The organism is Burkholderia sp. Ed8 (assembly GCF_040761425.1).
Classification (GTDB): domain Bacteria; phylum Pseudomonadota; class Gammaproteobacteria; order Burkholderiales; family Burkholderiaceae; genus Burkholderia; species Burkholderia seminalis.
The window spans coordinates 48,279-68,433 of the sequence record NZ_CP142885.1 but is presented as its reverse complement, the minus strand read 5'-3'; the positions used below and the strand labels follow the sequence as shown (position 1 = coordinate 68,433).

Annotated in this window: 15 protein-coding genes and 2 pseudogenes; 8 read left to right on the top strand and 9 right to left on the bottom strand. The window is 67.6% G+C overall.

Annotation, left to right across the window (positions count from 1 at the left end; all coding sequences use genetic code 11):
- Positions 1–2 precede the first annotated feature (2 nt).
- Both VXM69_RS00310 and VXM69_RS00305 read left to right on the top strand, forming a co-directional pair.
- Positions 3–593, top strand: coding sequence for a LysE family translocator (locus tag VXM69_RS00310; protein WP_367188775.1), 591 nt, complete (start codon positions 3–5; stop codon positions 591–593).
- Positions 594–822: 229 nt separating this feature from the next.
- Positions 823–1,902 (top strand): purine nucleoside permease, encoded by a 1,080-nt coding sequence (locus VXM69_RS00305; RefSeq protein ID WP_034187784.1) that lies wholly within the window; start codon positions 823–825, stop codon positions 1,900–1,902.
- Between the two features lie 208 nt (positions 1,903–2,110).
- Here VXM69_RS00305 and VXM69_RS00300 read toward each other — a convergent pair whose 3' ends face one another.
- Both VXM69_RS00300 and ceoR read right to left on the bottom strand, forming a co-directional pair.
- Positions 2,111–2,404 carry a DUF4148 domain-containing protein gene (locus tag VXM69_RS00300; protein WP_034187785.1) on the bottom strand — a complete coding sequence of 98 codons (294 nt, stop codon included), beginning with the start codon at positions 2,402–2,404 and terminating at the stop codon, positions 2,111–2,113.
- A 441-nt stretch (positions 2,405–2,845) separates the two neighbouring features.
- Positions 2,846–3,850, bottom strand: a complete 1,005-nt coding sequence (ceoR, locus tag VXM69_RS00295) for a putative multidrug efflux transcriptional regulator CeoR (protein WP_034187786.1) — start codon at positions 3,848–3,850, stop codon at positions 2,846–2,848.
- 174 nt (positions 3,851–4,024) lie between these two features.
- Between ceoR and VXM69_RS00290 the strand changes: the two genes are divergently transcribed.
- The 4 genes from VXM69_RS00290 to opcM are packed head-to-tail and all read left to right on the top strand — an operon-like array spanning position 4,025 to position 10,927.
- Positions 4,025–4,885, top strand: a complete 861-nt coding sequence (locus VXM69_RS00290; protein WP_034187787.1) for an alpha/beta hydrolase — start codon at positions 4,025–4,027, stop codon at positions 4,883–4,885.
- Positions 4,886–4,917: 32 nt separating this feature from the next.
- Entirely contained in the window at positions 4,918–6,135 is a 1,218-nt protein-coding gene (gene ceoA, locus VXM69_RS00285; RefSeq protein ID WP_034187788.1) for a multidrug efflux RND transporter periplasmic adaptor subunit CeoA, read from the top strand.
- Between the two features lie 45 nt (positions 6,136–6,180).
- Positions 6,181–9,381: a multidrug efflux RND transporter permease subunit CeoB gene (ceoB, locus tag VXM69_RS00280; protein WP_034187789.1), complete on the top strand. Its 3,201-nt coding sequence runs from the start codon at positions 6,181–6,183 to the stop codon at positions 9,379–9,381.
- Between the two features lie 10 nt (positions 9,382–9,391).
- Positions 9,392–10,927: a multidrug efflux transporter outer membrane subunit OpcM gene (opcM, locus tag VXM69_RS00275; protein ID WP_034187790.1), complete on the top strand. Its 1,536-nt coding sequence runs from the start codon at positions 9,392–9,394 to the stop codon at positions 10,925–10,927.
- A gap of 93 nt (positions 10,928–11,020) precedes the next feature.
- On the opposite strand, the gene VXM69_RS00270 is transcribed toward opcM, so the two are convergent.
- A complete protein-coding gene (locus tag VXM69_RS00270) occupies positions 11,021–11,617 on the bottom strand; it encodes a TetR/AcrR family transcriptional regulator (RefSeq protein ID WP_034187791.1) in 597 nt (198 codons plus the stop codon).
- A gap of 129 nt (positions 11,618–11,746) precedes the next feature.
- Between VXM69_RS00270 and VXM69_RS00265 the strand changes: the two genes are divergently transcribed.
- Positions 11,747–12,178 carry a hypothetical protein gene (locus VXM69_RS00265; RefSeq protein WP_034187792.1) on the top strand — a complete coding sequence of 144 codons (432 nt, stop codon included), beginning with the start codon at positions 11,747–11,749 and terminating at the stop codon, positions 12,176–12,178.
- A gap of 65 nt (positions 12,179–12,243) precedes the next feature.
- Here VXM69_RS00265 and VXM69_RS00260 read toward each other — a convergent pair.
- Positions 12,244–13,141: pseudogene (locus tag VXM69_RS00260) on the bottom strand (LysR family transcriptional regulator).
- 98 nt (positions 13,142–13,239) lie between these two features.
- On the opposite strand from VXM69_RS00260, the pseudogene VXM69_RS00255 reads away from it, so the two are divergent.
- Positions 13,240–13,681: pseudogene (locus VXM69_RS00255) on the top strand (PACE efflux transporter).
- Between the two features lie 102 nt (positions 13,682–13,783).
- On the opposite strand, the gene VXM69_RS00250 reads toward VXM69_RS00255, so the two are convergent.
- From VXM69_RS00250 to VXM69_RS00230, 5 genes are all read right to left on the bottom strand, one after another.
- A complete protein-coding gene (locus VXM69_RS00250; RefSeq protein ID WP_059558958.1) occupies positions 13,784–14,635 on the bottom strand; it encodes an alpha/beta hydrolase in 852 nt (283 codons plus the stop codon).
- A 239-nt stretch (positions 14,636–14,874) separates the two neighbouring features.
- Positions 14,875–15,204 (bottom strand): DUF3579 domain-containing protein, encoded by a 330-nt coding sequence (locus VXM69_RS00245; RefSeq protein ID WP_301741402.1) that lies wholly within the window; start codon positions 15,202–15,204, stop codon positions 14,875–14,877.
- Positions 15,205–15,229: 25 nt separating this feature from the next.
- Positions 15,230–16,591 carry a sigma-54 dependent transcriptional regulator gene (locus tag VXM69_RS00240; protein ID WP_059558955.1) on the bottom strand — a complete coding sequence of 454 codons (1,362 nt, stop codon included), beginning with the start codon at positions 16,589–16,591 and terminating at the stop codon, positions 15,230–15,232.
- Positions 16,581–18,467, bottom strand: coding sequence for an ATP-binding protein (locus tag VXM69_RS00235; protein WP_034187796.1), 1,887 nt, complete (start codon positions 18,465–18,467; stop codon positions 16,581–16,583). Before VXM69_RS00235 ends, VXM69_RS00240 begins: the two co-directional genes overlap by 11 nt.
- Positions 18,468–18,612: 145 nt before the next feature.
- Complete coding sequence (locus tag VXM69_RS00230) at positions 18,613–19,977, bottom strand: 2-hydroxycarboxylate transporter family protein (protein ID WP_049028681.1); 1,365 nt, start codon at positions 19,975–19,977, stop codon at positions 18,613–18,615.
- Between the last annotated feature and the right edge of the window lie 178 nt (positions 19,978–20,155).

The window sequence follows — 20,155 nt, the reverse complement described above, 5'->3', positions numbered from 1 at the left end:
CGATGAACGACTTCCTGTTCGGGCTGATGATCGCGCTGTCGGTCGGGCCCGTTGCATGGATGATCGCGAACTACGGCATGCGCGCCGGCACGGCGACCGGCGTGCGCGCGGCAATCGGCGTTGCCGCGGCGGACGGCTGTCATGCAGTCGTCGCGTTCACGATCGGCGCGATGCTCGCGAGCACGCTCGCGGCGCATCTGTCGTTGTTCCGTAGCGTGGGCGCGGGCGTATTGCTCGCGATGGGCATGCGGATGCTGTGGCAGGCGCTGCGCGACCGTCGGCGCACGCTCGAAGGCGATACGCCGCCGCCGGGCGACCGCCCGTTCATGTCGATGTTCGTCGTCACGCTCGCGAACCCGCTGACGATCCTGTTGTTCTACGGCTATGCAACGGCTGCCGCCGGCGCGCATCGGCACTGGCTGACCGGTGTCGCGTGCGTGTTCACGGGCAGCCTCGCGGGGCAGCTCGTGTTCGCGTTCGGCGGCAGCGCGATCGGCCGCTTCGTGAAGTCGCCCGGGTGGCTCGCGGCGAGCCATGTGGTCGCCGCGCTCGTCGTGCTCGGTTACGGTGTTGCGGGGCTGATGCGCGTGTAGCGCGGCGGGCAGCGGCCGGCGTCGCACGGGCGGCCAACCCGATAGCATTCCTGATGTTTGCAATACGGCGGCGAACGCGCGCATTCCGTCACGCAACACGCGTCCATGCGCACGAAACACCGTTCGCCGTTTCGTAGTCGGGTTCCGCATTGCGTACGCCCGTTCTATACTCCCTCGCGCAGTCTCCGAGAGCCGTTCTCACCCAACATCATCGAAACAAGGAACGCCGATGCTGACTCGCTCCATCCTTTCCGCTGCCGCATTCTCGCTCGCGGCCTGTGCGACCGCGCCGTCGATCGCGCAGGACAACCAGGGCAACAACGCGGGCAACCATGCATTCGCCGAGACCGGTGCACAGGGCCGCCCGGTCAAGGTCATGATCATCACGATGTTCGGTCCGGAGGGCCAGGCGTGGCTCGACCGGCTCGGCCCGTGGCGCGACATCGCCGTGCCGGGCCTGTCGCCCGACTACCCGGCCGTTCACTGCAACAAGCAGGACGTGTGCGTCGTGACGACCGGCATGGGTTATGCGAACGCGTCGGCGACGATCATGGCGCTCACGTTCTCGCAGCGCTTCGATCTGCGCCGGACGTATTTCCTGGTGTCCGGCATCGCGGGCGTCGACCCCGCGCAGGGCACGGTCGGTTCGGCCGCGTGGTCGAAATACCTCGTCGATTTCAGCCTGCAGTGGGAGCTCGACGCGCGCGAGATTCCCGCCGGCTGGAACACGGGTTTCCTCGGCATCAACACGAAGAGCCCGAACGACAAGCCGCCGCTCGACTATCGCACCGAAGTGTTCCAGCTCAACCCGCAGCTGACCGACGCCGCGTACGCGCTGTCGCGCAACGTCGTGCTCGCCGACAGCGCGCAGGCGCAGGCTGCCCGCGCGAAGTTCACGTATGCGCCGGCGAACCGGCCGCCGACGGTGATCCAGTGCGATACGTCATCGGGCAACACGTGGTTCTCCGGCACGCTGATCGGCGAGCGCGCGCGCCAGTGGACGAAGATCCTGACCGACGGCAAGGGCACCTACTGCATGACCGCGCAGGAAGACAACGCGACGTATGAGGCGCTCAAGCGCGCGGCGAGCGTGAAGCGGGTCGACCTGTCACGCGTCGCGGTGCTGCGCACGGGGTCCGATTTCGACCGCCCGTATGCGGGGCAGACGAGCGCCGACAACCTGCTGAACTACGCGGACCAGGGCGGCTTCGCCCCGGCGACCGAAAACCTGTACCGCGCGGGTAATCCGCTGGTTCAGGACATCGTCACGCACTGGGGCGAATGGCGCGACGGCGTGCCGCGCCGTTGACGGCCGGACGATGACTCGGCCGGCGGTCAATGCGATCGCGGGGCCGAACGGAACGGCGTCCAGACCGGCGTGGTGTCGTCCCAGTGATCGAGCGGCGAAGGAAGGGTGTCGTTCATCATGTGCTCCTGCAAGTCACTGACTCGGCGAGTCGTCGAAAGGTGTGCCGCGACGCCGCGCACGGGCCGACCCGTTGCGCGGCGTCGCGCGTTTACCGGCCCCCGCCGGCGAGCTGGTTGCTTTCCGGCAGCGAGCGATACGGGCCCTGGGCGAGTTCGAGCCCTTGCGGATACGAATTCGCCTTGCGCAGGTACGCGAGCGTGCCGTCCTTGCGCGCTTGCACGACTTCCGCGCTCACTTCGGCACGCGTACGCGGGCCATTGTGCTGCGCGTACCACGACGTATTGCCGTAGTCGCCGGCGTGCGGCGTGCCCGAATCGGCGAAGGCCGGTGCGGACACGGCGAGCGTGAGCGCGAGGGCGGAGAGAAGATGGCGGCGGTTCATGGCATAACTCCTGTGTCGATATGAGTCAGCGCTTCAGCGCTGACTCGGATCCCATGTCGGAGCGGGCGTCCGAGCGCTGCTCCGGTCCCATCGAGCGGGATCTGTTCGATGCGCAACGAGGTGCGCGACAGGGTTTACTCTAGGTATCTGTTCGGTCGCGATAAATGCGGCAGACGCGAATTGATTTGTCGCCGCACCGGAACAATCGACATCCGCATGGACGACAGGGTTATGCGGAAATTGCCGGCAGCCCCGTGCAGCGGGGCGCACGCGGGTGCGGCGGCCACCCGCGACGGCGCGCGCGGGCGATTGCTGCTCGCGACACAAAGGTTTGCTGCGGAATCGGGAAGGATCGGATGCGCCGCGCGCATGGCGGCTTGAAGACGGCGAGGAGAGCGGACGATGCGCGGGCCGCGCGGCCCGCGCATGCAGGTCAGACGATTACGCGACCCATTCGTTGATGACCGGCGTGTCGAGCGCCGGCGCGCGTTCGGCTTCCTCGAACGTGCGCTTGCTGCACGTCGCGTCGAGGCTGCCCTTGCCGCTCAGCAGCGGGCAGCGGTCGAACACCTCGGCCACCCAGTCGACGAACACGCGCACCTTCGGCGACAGGTGGCGGCTGTGCGGATACACGACCGAGATCGGCATCGGCAGCGGCTTGACGCCGGGCAGCACTTCCTTGAGCCGGCCTTCGCGCAGCTGCGGCAGCACCATGAAGAGCGGCGGCTGGATCAGGCCGAAGCCTTCGATCCCGCAGGTGACGTACGCATCCGCGTCGTTCACCGACACGATGCTGTTCATCTTCACCTCGATTTCCTTGCCTTCGGTGAGGAACGTCCAGTCGATCGTGCGGCCGGTGCGGCTCGAGAAATAATTGACGGCCTTGTGCTGGCCGAGATCGTCGATCGTCTGCGGCTCGCCGTGGCGCTCGAGATACGCGGGCGCGGCGACCGTCACGCATTCGAACAGGCCGACGCGACGCGCGACCAGCGACGAATCCTGCAGCGCGCCGACCCGGATCACGCAGTCGACGCCTTCCTGCAGCAGGTCGACCGGCCGGTCGGACAGGCCGAGCTGCAGGTCGATGTCCGGATAGCGCGTATGAAATTCGCACAGCGACGGAATCACGAGCAGCCGCCCGATCGAGCCCGGCATGTCGATACGCAACTTTCCGTGCGGTTTCCGGTTGTTGGCCTGGAAGCTCGCTTCGGTTTCCTCGACGTCCGCGAGGATCCGCACGCATCGTTCGTAGTACGCGGCGCCGTCCGGCGTGAGCGACAGCCTGCGCGTGGTCCGGTGCATCAGCCGCACGCCGAGGAAGGCTTCGAGATTCTGGATGATCGTCGTGACGGACGCTCGCGGCAGGCCGAGCGTTTCTGCTGCCTTGGTGAAGCTGCTTGTATCGACGACGCGAGTAAACACCTGCATGGCCTGAAGCCGGTCCATCACAACCTCCGCAATCTAATTTGCCGCCGGAACAACAAGGCTGCGCTACCTCGTGGGTAAACGCAGCCTCGGATTGTTCGGGGGCGTTGAATTGTGTTGCCGGATTATAGGCATTTATCCCAATGTCTGCCGGACCCAGAATTCGTTCCATCTCGAAATGGATGCTGCATCGTCATGGACGCTTCTGAATTCAGCAAATTCCTGAAAGCCGCGTTGCCCGCGCAAGCCTTGGCGGGCGCGGCGCTGACGGTCGCCGAAGTGGAAATTCCCGGCTACGCGCAGGACATCGTGCTGCGCCTCTACCGCCGCCCGGACAAGACCGGGTTGCCGGTAGTGCTTTATTTCCACGGCGGCGGTTTCGTCCGCGGTTCGCTCGAGGACGCGGATTTCGCCGCGCGTTTTTTAGCAGAACGCTTACCAGCACTCGTAGTGTCGGTCGATTATTCGCTCGCGCCGGCCTTTCCCTTTCCGGCCGCGCCGGAGGATGCGTATCGCGCGGCCGTGTGGGTCGCGACGCGGGCCCGCGCGTTCGGCGGCAACCCGAAGAAGATCGGGGTCGCCGGCCACGACGCGGGCGGCCAGCTCGCGAATTGCCTCGCCTTCATCGCCCGCGACCGCGGTGAAGTGTCGATCGCCGCGCAGGCGCTGTTCGGACCGATGCTCGACCCGAGCATGACGCGCATCGGCGACGCCGAGCGCCTCGCGTCCGACATCACCCCGCGCGAATGCGCGGCCTGTTATCGCGCGTATCTGCCGCAGGCGGCGCAGCGCATGCATCCGTACGCGGCGCCGCTCGAGTCGGTGCGCCTCGCGGGGCTGCCGCCGACGCTCGTCGTCACCGCGCAGAACGACGTGCTGCACGTCGAAGCGGAGAAATATGCGAGCTGCCTGATCTCGTCGGGCGTGCTCACGCAGGTGATCCGCTATCCGGACATCACGCACGCCGCGCTCGCGACGCACGAAGCCGCGTTCGAGGAAGCTGTGCGCTTCTTCCAGTGCCGCTTCCAGGCGCGCCAGCCGAACCGTTCCGAATAACCAAAACCATTCCACGTTTACTGGAGATCCACATGGCCATCCTACGCACCTCCCGCTCGCGAATCGCCACCGCGGCGATCGTGACGCTCGCCGTCGTCGGCCTCGGCACGTTCGGCGCGATGCGCGTGAACGCGAACGCGCCCGAGAAAGCGGCGGCGCCGCTGCCCGAAGTCGACGTCGCGACCGTCGTGCCGCAAACCGTGACCGACTGGCAAAGTTATTCGGGCCGCCTCGAAGCGGTCGAGAAAGTCGACGTGCGTCCGCAGGTGTCGGGCACGATCGTCGCGGTGAACTTCAAGGACGGCGCGCTCGTGAAGAAGGGCGACGTGCTGTTCGTGATCGACCCGCGCCCGTACCAGGCCGAAACCGATCGCGCGGCCGCGCAGCTGGCCGCCGCGCAGGCGCGCAACGGTTATGCGCAGACGGACTGGCAGCGCGCGCAGCGACTGATCGGCGACAACGCGATCGCGAAGCGCGACTACGACGAGAAGCAGAACGCGGCGCGCGAGGCGACGGCGAACTTGAAGGCCGCCGAAGCCGCGCTGGAAACGGCGCGCATCAACCTCGGCTATACGCGGATCACCGCCCCCGTGTCGGGCCGCGTGTCGCGCGCGGAAATCACGCTCGGCAACGTCGTGTCGGCCGGCGCGTCGGCCGCGCCGCTGACGACGCTGGTATCGGTGTCGCCGATCTACGCGTCGTTCGACGCGGACGAGCAGACCTACCTGCAATACATCAACGGCGCGCGCAACGGCCGCAAGGTGCCGGTGGAGCTCGGTCTCGCGAACGAAACGGGCTACTCGCGCAGCGGCGAGATCGATTCGGTCGACAACCGGCTCGATACGTCGTCCGGCACGATCCGCGTACGCGCGCGTTTCGACAACGCCGACGGCGCGCTCGTCCCGGGGCTCTATGCACGCGTGAAGGTGGGCGGCAGCGCGCCGCACGAGGCATTGCTCGTCGACGACGCGGCGATCAACACCGACCAGGACAAGAAGTTCGTGTTCGTCGTCGACCAGCAGGGCCGTGTGTCGTACCGCGAAGTGCAGCAGGGAATGCAGCACGGCAACCGGCGCGTGATCGTGAGCGGGCTGTCGGCCGGCGATCGCGTGATCGTGAACGGCACGCAGCGCGTACGCCCCGGCGAGCAGGTGAAGCCGCACATGGTCCCGATGACGGGCGGCGATGCGCCGTCCGCGCCGCTCGCGAACAACGCGAAGCCGGCCGCACCGGCGAAGGCGGATTCGTAAGCGGCCCGCCGCTTCGCATCCGCGTTCAACCAGACAGAGCCACACATGAACATTTCCAAATTCTTTATCGACCGGCCGATCTTTGCAGGAGTCCTATCGGTGATCATCCTGCTCGGCGGGGTGATCGCGATGTTCCTGCTGCCGATTTCGGAGTATCCGGAAGTCGTGCCGCCTTCCGTGATCGTGAAGGCGCAGTATCCGGGCGCGAACCCGAAAGTGATCGCCGAGACGGTCGCGTCGCCGCTTGAAGAGCAGATCAACGGCGTCGAGGACATGCTCTACATGCAGTCGCAGGCGAACAGCGACGGCAACATGACGATCACCGTCACGTTCAAGCTCGGCACCGATCCGGACAAGGCCACGCAGCTCGTGCAGAACCGCGTGAACCAGGCGCTGCCGCGCTTGCCGGAAGACGTGCAGCGGCTCGGCATCACGACGGTGAAGAGCTCGCCGACGCTGACGATGGTGGTCCACCTGATCTCGCCGGACAACCGCTACGACATGACCTACCTGCGCAACTACGCGCTGATCAACGTGAAGGATCGCCTGTCGCGGATCCAGGGCGTCGGCCAGGTGCAGCTGTGGGGTTCGGGCGACTACGCGATGCGCGTATGGCTCGATCCGCAGAAGGTCGCGCAGCGCGGGCTGTCGGCCGAGGACGTCGTGCAGTCGATCCGCGAGCAGAACGTGCAGGTCGCGGCCGGCGTGATCGGCGCGTCGCCGTCGCTGCCCGGCACGCCGTTGCAGCTGTCGGTGAACGCGCGCGGCCGTCTGCAGACGGAAGACGAATTCGGCGACATCGTCGTGAAGACGACGCCGGACGGCGGCGTCACGCACCTGCGCGACATCGCGCGGATCGAGCTCGACGCGTCCGAATACGGGCTGCGCTCGCTGCTCGACAACAAGCCGGCCGTCGCGATGGCGATCAACCAGTCGCCGGGTGCGAACTCGCTGCAGATCTCGGACGAAGTCCGCAAGACGATGGCCGAGCTGAAGCAGGACATGCCGGCGGGCGTCGACTACAAGATCGTCTATGACCCGACGCAGTTCGTGCGCTCGTCGATCAAGGCCGTCGTGCACACGCTGCTCGAGGCGATCGCGCTGGTCGTGATCGTCGTGATCGTGTTCCTGCAGACCTGGCGCGCGTCGCTGATTCCGCTGATCGCGGTGCCGGTGTCGATCATCGGCACGTTCTCGCTGCTGCTGGCGTTCGGGTATTCGATCAACGCGTTGTCGCTGTTCGGGATGGTGCTCGCGATCGGGATCGTGGTCGACGATGCGATCGTCGTCGTCGAGAACGTCGAGCGGAACATCGAGAGCGGGATGAACGCGCGGCAGGCGACCTACAAGGCGATGCAGGAAGTGAGCGGGCCGATCATCGCGATCGCGCTGACGCTCGTCGCCGTGTTCGTGCCGCTCGCGTTCATGTCGGGCCTGACCGGCCAGTTCTACAAGCAGTTCGCGATGACCATCGCGATCTCGACGGTGATCTCGGCGTTCAACTCGCTGACGCTGTCGCCGGCGCTGTCCGCGATCCTGCTGAAGGGTCACGGCGACAAGGAAGACTGGCTCACGCGCGTGATGAACCGCGTGCTCGGCGGCTTCTTCCGCGGCTTCAACAAGGTGTTCCATCGCGGCGCGGAGAACTACGGCCGCGGCGTGCGCGGCGTGCTGTCGCGCAAGACGCTGATGCTCGGCGTGTACCTCGTGCTGGTGGGCGCGACCGTGCTCGTGTCGAAGGTCGTGCCGGGCGGCTTCGTGCCCGCGCAGGACAAGGAATACCTGATCGCGTTCGCGCAGCTGCCGAACGGCGCGTCGCTCGACCGTACCGAGAAGGTGATCCGCGACATGGGCTCGATCGCGCTGAAGCAGCCGGGCGTCGAGAGCGCGGTCGCGTTCCCGGGGCTGTCGGTGAACGGCTTCACGAACAGCTCGAGCGCGGGCATCGTGTTCGTCACGCTGAAGCCGTTCTCGGAACGGCATGGCAAGGCGCTGTCGGCCGGCGCGATCGCGGGCGCATTGAACCAGCAGTACAGCACGATGAAGGATTCGTTCGTCGCGGTGTTCCCGCCGCCGCCGGTGCTGGGGCTCGGTACGCTCGGCGGGTTCAAGATGCAGATCGAGGATCGCGGCGCGGTCGGCTACGCGAAGCTGTCGGATGCGACCAACGACTTCATCAAGCGCGCGCAGCAGGCGCCTGAACTCGGCCCGCTGTTCACGAGCTACCAGATCAACGTGCCGCAGCTCAACGTCGATCTCGATCGCGTGAAGGCGAAGCAGCTCGGCGTGCCGGTGACCGACGTGTTCAACACGATGCAGGTGTATCTCGGCTCGCTGTACGTGAACGACTTCAACCGCTTCGGGCGCGTGTACCAGGTGCGCGTGCAGGCCGATGCGCCGTTCCGCCAGCGCGCGGACGACATCCTGCAGCTGAAGACGCGCAACGACAAGGGGGAGATGGTGCCGCTGTCGTCGCTCGTCACGGTGACGCCGACGTTCGGCCCCGAAATGGTCGTGCGCTACAACGGCTACACGGCGGCCGACATCAACGGCGGCCCGGCGCCGGGTTTCTCGTCGGGCCAGGCGCAGGCCGCGATCGAGCGCATCGCGCATGAAACGCTGCCGCGCGGTGTGCGGTTCGAGTGGACCGACCTCACGTACCAGCAGATTCTTGCCGGCGATTCGGCGATGTACGTGTTCCCGATCAGCGTGCTGCTCGTGTTCCTCGTGCTCGCGGCGTTGTACGAAAGCCTGACGCTGCCGCTCGCGGTGATCCTGATCGTGCCGATGAGCATTCTGTCGGCGCTGACGGGCGTGTGGCTCACGCAGGGCGACAACAACATCTTCACGCAGATCGGCCTGATGGTGCTGGTGGGGCTGTCGGCGAAGAACGCGATCCTGATCGTCGAGTTCGCACGCGAGCTCGAACACGACGGCAGGACGCCGCTCGAGGCCGCGATCGAGGCGAGCCGGCTGCGTCTGCGCCCGATCCTGATGACGTCGATCGCCTTCATCATGGGCGTGGTGCCGCTCGTCACGTCGACGGGGGCCGGGTCGGAAATGCGCCATGCGATGGGGGTCGCGGTGTTCTTCGGGATGCTGGGCGTGACGCTGTTCGGGCTGATGCTGACGCCGGTGTTCTACGTCGTGCTGCGGACGCTCGCGGGCGGCAAGATCCACGTCGCCGGCAAGGATTCGTCGGGTTACGGCGTGCCGCCGTCGGGCGCGTCGGCTTCGGATGCTTGAGGAAAACAAGATGGACAACATGCACAACACGAACGGCCTGATGCGCTTCGCGAAGGTGGCGGCCGCGAGCACCCTGCTCGCGACGCTGCTCGCCGCGTGCGCGGTGGGCCCCGACTACCAGCGTCCGGATGCCGCGGCGCCCGCCGCATTCAAGGAAGCGCCGACGCTCGCCGCCGGCGAGCAGGCCGGCACCTGGAAGACGGCCGAGCCGTCGGACGGCGCCCATCGCGGCGAATGGTGGAAGGTATTCGGCGACCCGGTGCTCGATTCGCTCGAGACCCAGGCGCTCGCCGCGAACCAGAACCTGAAGGCCGCGGCCGCGCGTGTCGAGGAAGCGCGCGCGGCGACGCGTTCGGCGCGTTCGCAATGGTTCCCGCAGGTCGGTGCCGGTTTCGGGCCGACGCGCGAAGGGCTGTCGTCGGCGTCGCAGTTCCAGCCGCAGGGCACGGGCCCGACCAACGCGACGCTGTGGCGCGCGCAGGGCACGGTGTCGTACGAGGCCGACCTGTTCGGCCGCGTGGGCCGCAACGTCGAGGCGTCGCGTGCGGACCAGGCGCAGAGCGAAGCGCTGTTCCGTTCGGTGCAGCTCGCGCTGCAGGCCGACGTCGCGCAGAACTACTTCGAACTGCGCCAGCTCGATGCGGACCAGGACCTGTACCGCCGCACGGTGGAGCTGCGCGAGCAGGCACTGACGCTCGTGCAGCGCCGCTTCAACGAAGGCGACATCAGCGAGCTCGACGTGTCGCGCGCGAAGAACGAGCTGGCCAGCGCGCAGGCCGATGCGGTCGGCGTCGCGCGCCGGCGTGCGGCGTCCGAGCATGCGCTCGCGATCCTGCTCGGCAAGGCGCCCGCGGATTTCGGGTTCAAGGAAACGCCGATCGTGCCGGTCGCGGTGAAGATTCCGCCGGGCTTGCCGTCCGCGCTGCTCGAACGCCGTCCGGACGTGTCGGCGGCCGAGCGCGCGATGGCCGCCGCGAATGCGCGGATCGGCCTCGCGAAGTCCGCGTACTTCCCGAAGCTCGATATCACGGGCTCGTTCGGTTATGAAGCGTCGACGCTCGGCAACCTGTTCCTGTGGTCGAGCCGCACGTTCCTGCTCGGGCCGTTCGCCGGCACCGCGCTGACGTTGCCGCTGTTCGACGGCGGCCGTCGCGCGGCCGGCGTGCAGCAGGCGCGCGCGCAGTACGACGAGCAGGTCGCGAACTACCGGCAGCAGGTGCTCGTCGCGTTCCGCGAGGTCGAGGACAATCTGTCCGACCTGCGCCTGCTCGACGACCAGATCCGCGCGCAGGATGCGGCCGTCAACGCGTCGCGCCGTGCGGCGAAGCTGTCTCGGACGCAGTACCAGGAAGGCGAGGTCGCCTATCTCGACGTGATCGACAGCGAGCGCTCGGTGCTGCAGTCGCAACTGCAGGCGAACCAGTTGACCGGCGCGCAGGCCGTGTCGACCGTCAACCTGATCCGCGCGCTCGGCGGCGGCTGGGGCGCGGCGCCGACGGCGGTCGGCGATGCGGCCTCCGTGAAGGCGGAAGTCGCAGCACGTTGACGCGGCGGCCCGTCAAGGGCCGTTCAGGCAGATGGTGGAGGCCAGTACCCCGATTCGCGGCAACGCGGATCGGGGTTTTTCATTGGCCGGTCGTCAGGGCTGCCGTTCGGGCTGCACGTCCGTGCGCTCGGCGATCACGACTGCGTAGCGGCCGACCGCATCGGCGATGCGTTGCGCGAGTTCGGGATCGCGCACGGCACGCGCGAGCGTGACGCCGCCCGACAGCAGCGCGAGGAACGCGATCGCGCGGTCGTCGTCGGGTCGGTCGCCGAGCCCGGACGACACTTCGTCGACGATCTGCCGCAACGCCTGTTCGTACGCGTCGCGCGTGTCGTCGTCGGCGCGCATCACTTCGGGCGACAGGCTCGGCAGCGCGCAGCTTTCGCCGAGTGCGCAGGTGCGCCGCGGCCCGAGATAGAACGACACGAACGGGCGCCGCCAGCGCGCGCCGTGTTCGGCCTTGAGCGCCGCGACGCCTTGCCGGAGCTGGTCGAGGCCGTCGAGCACGACGGTGCGGAACGCTTCGCCTTTCGATTTGAAATGCCCGTAGAACGCGCCGTTGGTGACGCCGGCCGCTTTCGTCAGCGGACCGATGCCGGAGCCGCCGTAACCCTCCTGGCGGAACAGGCGGCTCGCGGCTTCGAGGATGCGCGTGCGGGTTTCGTGCTTGTGCTCGACGGAATAACGCATGACAGGCTCGCTTCAGAGCGATCGCTCTCTTTATGACTTGCATAGAGAGCGATCAGTGTCTAATGTATAGAGAGTGACTGATATTTATATCACGTCACGATTCCGATGACCTGACCTGGAGAAAGTGCGATGCCGATTACGCTGACAGTATCCGAAGGGGTTTTCACGCCGGACGACGAGGGGCCGGTGTTTGCCGAGTTGACCGATGCGCTGCTGGAAGTCGAGGGCTTGACCGGGAACGGGTTCCTGGCGCCGAACGTGGTGGGCACGCTCAACGTGCTGCCGCGTAACAGGACCTTCGTGCACGGCCGCGCGGCGCCCGCCGCGTTCGTCGAACTGAAACTGCCTGCCGTGGCGCTCGCGGCGCCCGACAAGCAGCGGCAATTCGTCGAACGGGCGACCGGGATCGTGCTGCATCGCGCGGGCGGGCGCCTGACGCCGGCGCAGGTATGGGTGAATGTCGTGCATGCGGCCGATGGCGGATGGGGCATTGCCGGGCGACGGTACGACAACGCAGCGCTCGTCGATTCGATTCAGGGCGCGGCGGTTGCCTCGCATTGATCGCAACTAACGGTCAGGCCGCCGGGCGTTGACCGACGGCGTGGCGGCGATGGCCGCCACGCCGGCTATTTGCCGTCGCCGGCCGCCCGCAGCGCGCGCACCAGCTCGCTCGCCGCCTTGCCGAGCTCCGTATGCTTCGGCCGCCGCAGATAAACGGGCAGCGGCAAGCCGTTGCGGATGTTCGCGAACACGAGCGGCGCGAGTTCGCCGTCGGCGACATACCGGCCGATCATGGATTCGGGCAGGTTCGCCCAGCCGTGCCCGGCCTTCACGAGCGAGATCGCGGTCGCCATGTCGGTCACTTTCCAGGTGCGGTTGCCGATCAGCGGCCGCACGTCGGTCAATGGCCGTTCGGGATCGGCGATCACGATCTGCCGGAAGCCCGACAGCCGCTCGATCCCTTCGGGATGCGCGGCTTCGGCGAGCGACGGATGATTGGGCGCCGCAACGGCTAGCAGCGTCTCGGTCCACAGCGCATGAATCTGCTCCCGCGGATGCAGGTCGAGCCCGCCGTACGCGACGCAGAGATCGACGGTGCCGCGATGCAGGGCGTCGACGATCGCGTCCTGCGGCGCGGTCACGATGCTGATCGCGAGCGCCGGGTATTTCGCGGCAACGGCGGTCAGCGCACGCGCAACGGGCGCGCCGTCGAGTTCGGCCGCGAGCCCGAGCCGCAGCGTGTCCTCGACGCCTTCGGACAAGTGCTGCGCATGCGCACGCAGCGCATGCAGCCGATCGGCGATCGGCGATCGCACGCGCATCGGGCAGCAGCGCGATCATCGCGGCGGTTGGCGTCGGTTCGCGCGAGCCGCGATCGAACAGCACGAGATCGAGTTCGGCCTCGAGGTTCGCGATCGCCATGCTGACGGCCGACGGCGTGCGACCGAGCGCACGCGCGGCTGCCGAGAACGAGCCTTGGTCGATCACGGTCAGCAGCATGTCGATGTGATCGCTGGTCAGCATCGGCGGCCTCCTGTCAGCAAAATTGAAAGGACCTGACTTGGGCGGGCGGCGGCCCGCTGATAGTCTCGCCACCTTGTTCGACATGAAGGTGGATGGTCATGCAAGGGTGGAAGAGACGCAGTAGTTTACGTCGTGATGTTCGAGGTGCTCGGCATCCTCGTCGCGTCGTCGGTGCTCGGCATGCTGAGCGGGGCGAGTGTCGCGGCGAGCGGCCTGCTGGGCGTGATGATCTCGACGACGGGCGTCACGGTCAATTTTCTGTACAACCTCGCGTTCGAGGCATGGGAGCGGCGCAGCGCGGCGACGACGCGCACGGTCGGGCGGCGTGTGGTGCATGCGATCGGGTTCCAGGTCGCGCTGGTGACGTTCCTGATTCCGCTGATCGCGTGGTGGCTCGACGTGTCGCTGTGGCAGGCGTTCCTGTACGACGCGGTGCTGATCGTGTTCTTCCCGATCTTCACGTTCACGTACAACTGGGCGTTCGACAGCGTGTTCGGATTGCCGGATGCGGTGACGCGCAAGGCCGAACCGGTCGTCTGAGGCAAAGGCAGGCGCAACGGCGCGACGCGGGGTTGGCCGCCCGCATCGTTTCGTGTCGGAGGGGAAAAGGCGTGACGGGCGGCGCGACAGCCGCCCCGGAAATCACGCGGCGACGAATTCGTGCACGTAACGGTTGAACACGGCGGGGCTCGCGGCGTTCATCCCGTGCGACGCGCCGGCGACGGTCTGCCGTTGCGCGTTGGCGATCCACTGCGACAGCGTATCGACGTTGTGGCGGAACATCTTCGGGCTGCGCTGGCCGTCGATCAGCAGCGTGCGGCATGCGATATCGCCGGCCGTGTGCTGCGAATACGCGGGCAGCGGGTCGCGCAGCTGTTTCGGCAGCGTGCTCGCGTTGTCGATCGCCATCGTGCGGAAGCGCGACGTGCTCTTTTTCCACGCGCCCGGCAGGCTCACCGAATCGACGAACATCTCGAGACCGGATTCGACGTCGCCCTGGCCGATCAGGTTCACGGCCTGCGTGCGCAGCGCGAGCGCGGCGGCCGGCAGCGCGGCTTCGCGCACGCCTGGCTGCTGCAGCGGGCCGCCCGGATCGGCGAGCACGAGCGACTCGACGAGGTGCGGATGCTGGCGCGCGACGTTGAATGCAACGCTGCCGCCACGCGAATGGCCGACCAGGTGCACGGGGCCGAGATCGAGCGCGTCGATGAATTCGGCGAGCTCGTCGACGTGGTTCTGCCAGCTGAACTCGTCCTGGATGCCCGCTTCGACGGCCGGCCAGTAGTGGCTGAGGCTCGGCGCGATGCAGCGGTAGTGGGCCGACAGCGCGGCAAGTTGCGGATCCCAGTAGCGGTAGTCGCACAGCGAGCCGTGCACGAACACCATCGGCGCACCGCTGCCCCGCTCGACATACGGCAGGCTGATGCCCGACGAAAGCGTCGCGAATTGCAGGTCGGGGTTCGCGAGCACGGACGGCTCGATTCGCATGTTCATGACTGAAAGGCTCAAAGGTGCGTCAACACGACGCAACTATGCATCACGGCGACCTGCAAGGAAAACGCATAATTTTCATCGTGACGATCAATTTTTTTGATGGCTGCGGCGGAAACCCTTGTCGCAGCGTGGTCATGTGTCAAAGCCTTCAATCGTCTGACGATTCATTTCGCCGATGAAAGGGCGCGCGACGGCCCGCGCGCATGCGCCTTCGCCGCGAAAAAGAGGAGGCCCGCGCGTCAGCGCACCGTCAACGCGGGCGCGGTCTGAAGCGCGACGGGGAGGTCGTTGTCGGCGGCGAACTGCATCGCGAAGGCGAATGCGTCCGCGCATACGGTGCGCAATTCGTCCGACACGAACAGGCATTTGACGTTGCCGTCGACGACGGGCATCGCGAGCCGCGATAGCGCGCACGGATAGCCGGGCCGCCGTTCGCCGACGAACAGCGTGATGACGCCCGCGAGGCGCTCGGGCCAGTCGCTCGGGCGGAAGGTCTTCCGCGCGTGCGTGATGCCGCGGATCAGGTGGCCGGTGATGCGTCCGCGTTCGGTGACTTCGATGCGATCCATGCTGTCGTGCGTGCCCTCGTTCGCGTCATTCGCCACCGTCGGCCGCCGCGTCGCCGCGCGCGGGGATCCGCAGGTTGCGCAGCTTGTGATAGAGCGTCTTCTTCGGCATGCCGAGCGCGACGCTGGCATCGGCCACGTTGCCGTGGTGACGCTGCAGCATGTCCTCGATCAGCATCCGTTCGAAATACGCGAGCTGCTCCGCGAGCGTGCCGCCCACGACCGGCGCTGCGCCGGACGACAGCAGGCTGTCGCCGGTCAGCCCGAGCACGAAGCGGTCGGCCACGTTCTGCAGCTCGCGCACGTTGCCGGGCCACGCATGCGTCATCAGTTCGGACACCTGCGCGGCCGTGACGACCGGCGCCGGCTGCCCGAAGCGCCGCGCGGCCGCGAGCACGAAATGCTCGAACAGCAGCGGTACGTCCTCGCGCCGCTCGCGCAGCGGCGGCAGCTCGATCTGCGCGACGTTGAGGCGATACAGGAGGTCCGCGCGAAAGCGCCCGTCGGCCGCGAGTTCGGCGAGATCGGCCTTCGAGGCGGCCACCACGCGGCAGTCGACCGGAATCAGCTCGTTCGCGCCGAGCCGCTCGACCACGCGCTCCTGCAGCACGCGCAGCATCTTGATCTGCAGCGCAATCGGCATCGTCTCGATCTCGTCGAGGAACAGCGTGCCGCCGTCCGCCCATTCGATCTTGCCGATGCGCTTCTTGATCGCGCCCGTGAACGCGCCGGCTTCGTGGCCGAACAGTTCGCTCTCGAAGATCTGCTCGGGCAGGCCGCCGCAATTGAGCGCGACGAAGTGCGCGTCGCGCCGGCCGCCGAAGTCGTGCAGGCTGCGTGCGATGAGCTCCTTGCCGGTACCCGTCTCGCCGGTGATCAGCACCGACACCGCGGTATCGGCGAGGCGCAGGATCTTCTTGCGCACGTCGGCCATCGCGGGCGACTTGCCGAGCACGAACGCCTCGATGCCCTGCCAGTTGTTCAACGCCGCGCGCAGCCCCTGCACCTCGAGCGTCAGGCGGCGCTTCTCGACCGCGCGCGCGACGCGCCCGGCGATCACGTCCGACGAAAACGGCTTCTCGATGAAGTCGTACGCGCCGACCTGCATCGCGCCGACGGCCGTCGAGATGTCCGCGTGGCCGCTGATCAGCACGACCGGGATCTGCGCATCGACGGCCATCACACGGTCGAGCAGCTGCAGCCCATCGATGCCCGGCATTCGCACGTCCGACACGATCACGACCGGCGCGCCCGGTGCGACGTGGGCGAGCGCGTCGGCGGCCGACGCGAATGCGTCCACCGGGAACCCGGCGAGCGCGACGGCCTGCTCGACGCCGATCCGGACGTTTTCATCGTCCTCGACGACCAGCACGCGAATCTTATCTTCCATGCTCTATCCTCTGTTGCGGCGTGGCCGCCGCGAATTCGATACTGAACTGCGCGCCGCCCTCGTCGCGGTTCGTCGCGGCGATCCTCGCGCCGAACGCCTCGACGAGGCGCGACGTGATCGCGAGGCCGAGCCCGAGGCCCTGGCCGCGCGGCTTGGTCGTGACGAACGGCTCGAACAGGTGCGGCAGCACGTCGGGCGCGATGCCGGCGCCGCTGTCGGCCACCGTGAAGCGCACGCGGCCCGCTTCGTCGGGCCCGGCGGCTTCGATGACGATGCGGCGCACTGGTGCGTCGTGCACCGCGTCGAGCGCGTTGCCGAGCAGGTTCACGATCACCTGCTGCAACTGGCTCGACTCGGCCGACACGGTCGTGCCGGGGGCGATGTTCACGTCGAGCCGCACGCCTTCGTCGCGAATCCGCGCGTCGTAGATCAGCCGCGCATGCGCAACGGCCTCGTTCAGCGACACCGCGACGCGTTCGACGTCGGGCTTGCGCGCGAAGGTCTTCAGCTCGCCGGTGAGCACGGCCATGCCGTCGACCAGCTTGCCGATCCGTTCGAGGTTCGCGAGCGCCGGCGCCGGCTGGCCGCGCTCGAAGAACGTGCGCGCGTTGTCGCACAGCGTGCGGATCGCGACGAGCGGCTGGTTCAGCTCGTGGGTGAGGCCGGCGGCCATCTGCCCGAGCACCGCGAGCTTGCCCGCATGCACGACTTCCTGTTGCGACGCGCGCAGCCGCTGCTCGGTGCGCTCGCGCTCGACGATCTCGCGCTGCATCCGCTCGTTCGCGGCCGTCAGCGCGGCCGTGCGCTGCGCGACGGTCAGTTCGAGCCGGTCGTTCGCGCGGCGCAGCGCGTCCTGCGCGTTCAGCCGCGCGACGATCGCCCGGCGGCGCTGGATCGCATAGCCGGCCAGCAGCGCCGCGATCAGGAACGCGCCGGTGACGAACACGAACGCCGTCTGCTGCTGGCGCCGCGCGCCCGCGATGTCGAGCAGCACCATCAGCGAATCGCCGGCCTGCGGCGCGGGGCGCGACATCACGAGATAACGCGTGGTGTGGCCGGCGCGGCGTGGATCGGGGAACGTGCCGAACCACGCGGCCGAGCTGCGGTCGCCGATGCGGCGGTACGGCAGCGCGTCGACGGTGCGGCCCGCGTATTGGCGCGACGCCTGGATGTCGCGCTGCTGCTGCGCGGTGATCGGGCGCAGCGCGGTGAATTTCCATGCGGGCTCGGTCGAGATCACGACCACGCCGTTGCTGTCGACGACCATCGCGGCGACGCCCGGCGCGCGCCAGGCCGATTCGAGCGGATCGACGCTGATCTTCACGGCGGCCACGCCGATCGGCACGCCGTCGTCGCGCACCGCGCTCGCGAAATAGACGCCCGGCACGCCCGTGTTGGTGCCGATCCCGAAGAAGCGGCCGCTGCCGCGCGCGAGCGCGTCCTTGAAGTACGGCCGGTACGACACGTTGGTGCCGACGAAGCTGATCGTCTCGTTCCAGTTGCTGGCGGCGATCACCTCGCCCTGCAGGTCGATCACGTCGACCGCGCCGCTGCCGGCGTCGCGGTTCACGGCTTCGAGGTAGGTGTTTACCGAGTGCACGAGCGCGGGCGCATCGTGCGGCGCGGCCTTCAGCATCGCGCGCACGCCGTCCTGCCGCGCGACGAGGCCCGGCAGGATCTCGAAGCGGCCGAGTTCGCTCTTCAGGCTCGACGCATACAGGTCGAGCCGGTGCGCGCCGGTTTCCTCGAGCGCGTCGATCGCGCGCTCCCACGCGAAATCGACGGCGGCGCCCGCCACGCCGACATACAGCGCGGCGGCCGACGCCCAGCCCCACCACGGGATTCCCTTGAAGCCCTTTTGCACGTTCGCCCTCATCGAAGCCCGCTACCGTCCGTCCGCCACCGGCCCTCCGCAACCGGCCCTCCGCAACCGGCCCTCCCTAACGACACGCGCCGCGCGCCGGCGAGGCCGGCGGCGGCGCGTGCGAAGCAGCCTGCGCGACGGTGCGCGCGGCCGCGCATCAACCGAAGTGCGCGACCAGGATCAGCGTCACCGTGACGACGATCGCGCCGCCGATCCGCGTCGCGATCTGCGCGAACGGCATCAGCTGCATCCGGTTCGCGGCGGTCAGGATCGCGACGTCGCCGGTGCCGCCTTGCCCGCTGTGGCAGGCGTTCACGATTGCGGTGTCGATAGGGTACATCTTCAGCAGGCGGCCGACCACGAAACCGGTGCCCATCAGCGTCGCGACGGTCGACACGATCGTGACCACGTTGACGATCGTGAACGCGGCGGTCAGCTTGTCCCACGGCGTCATCGCGACGCCGATCGCGAACAGCAGCGGATACGTGACGGCGGTCGAGAAGAACTTGTAGACGACGAACGCGCCTTCCTGCAGCGGCGGCGACACCGCGCGCGCGAGCTTCACGAGCACCGCGAGGAACAGCATCGCGACCGGCGCGGGCAAGCCGAACAGCTTGTGCGCCATCAGGCCGACGAGGTACAGCGTGATGGCGGTGATGCCGGCGCCCGCGATGTGCGTGACGTCGACGTGGCCGCGGATCTCTTCGCTTTCCGGCGTCATGTCGCCGCTTTCGCCGACCTGCAGGCGGCCGTTGCCGGTCAGGTGCGGCAGGCGCTTGCCGAGCATGTCGAGCGCGCCCGACAGGATGATCGCGGTCAGGCTGCCGAGCATCACCGGCGGCAGCACCATCGCGAACATCTCGCCCTGCGGCAGATGCATCAGTTCCGAATAGCCGATCGACAGCGGAATCGCGCCTTCGCCGACGCCGCCCGCCATGATCGGCACGACGATGTACAGCAGCGTGTGGCGCGCGCCGAGGCCGAGCGCGGTGCCGACGGCCGTGCCGACGATCGCCGCGGCGACCGAACCGGCCGCGAGCGGGATGAAGATCTTCACGAAGCCCTGGATCAGCACGCGGCGATCCATGCTCAGGATGCTGCCGACGATGATCGACGCGATGAACAGGTACAGGAAGTTGGTCGACTTCGTGAATTCGACGGTCAGGTTCAGCACCGGCTTCGGCAGCACGTGGTAGTACGTGAGCGCCGACGGCACGAAGGTCGCGAAGATCGCGGCCGCGCCGATGTTGCGCAGGAGCGGCAGGCGCTTGCCGAGTTCCGCGCAGGTGAAGCCGAAGAACGCGAGCACGGCGATCGCCATCGAGATTTCGCCCGGCACCTTGCCCGTCACCGCGAAACCGACGATCAGCGCGAACAGGATCACGTAGACGGGCAGCGGGATGATGCCGATGCGGATTTCCATCAGCTTCCACCAGCCTTCCGGCCAGAAGCGTGCGCGCGTGGCGGGGCCGGCTTCGGCAATCGGCTCGGGATGGGACGGGGTATGGATAGAGGTCTGCAAGACGTGTCTCCTGATGTTGGAATGCCTGCATTGCTTCGCGGCATCGTGTGCCGTCTGTTACGCAACCCCCGTGCCAGGAATCAGGCCTGCCGGAATATTTTCAATCCATTGATTCATAAGGGATTTGTTTCGTCTGCGGAAAGGGTTGGCCGGCCGGCTGGCCGAGATTTCGGAATTC